Raw genomic sequence first — 469 nt, 5'->3', positions numbered from 1 at the left:
CTACCGGGGCCCGTACGACGGCGGCGGGCGCTGCCCGGCGATCAGCTGCCCGGACGACCACACCCTGGTGTTCCGGCTGCGCCGCCCCTTCGCCGACTTCGACTTCCTGATGGCCCAGCCGAACACCGCGCCGGTCCCGGCCCACCAGGACCGGCGGGGGCGGTACGGGCAGGGGCCGGTCTGCTCGGGGCCGTACCGCATCGCCCGCTACGAGCCCGGCACCCGGCTGCACCTCACCCGCAGCCGCTGGTGGGACCGGGACTCCGACCCGGTGCGGCCCGCCCTCTTCGACGAGCTGACCGTCGACTTCGGGGTGGAGGTCGACGAGCTGGACCGGCGGCTGCTGGCGGGCGAGTTCCACGTGGACGCCGAGGGCCGGGGCATCCAGCACACCGGCCGGGACCGCATCCTCGCCGACGAGACGCTGCGGGCCCGCGCCGACAACCCGGCCACCGGCTTCCTCCAGTAC

1 protein-coding gene is annotated in these 469 nt (G+C 75.7%); it reads left to right on the top strand.

Annotation, left to right across the window (positions count from 1 at the left end; all coding sequences use genetic code 11):
- Positions 1-469: ABC transporter substrate-binding protein (locus RNB18_RS51490; protein WP_311720995.1), on the top strand; the 469-nt coding region annotated here is incomplete at both ends.

This window comes from Streptomyces doebereineriae, from assembly GCF_031845645.1.
Taxonomy (GTDB): Bacteria; Actinomycetota; Actinomycetes; order Streptomycetales; family Streptomycetaceae; genus Streptomyces; species Streptomyces canus.
This window is presented reverse-complemented; position numbering and strand designations above follow the sequence as displayed.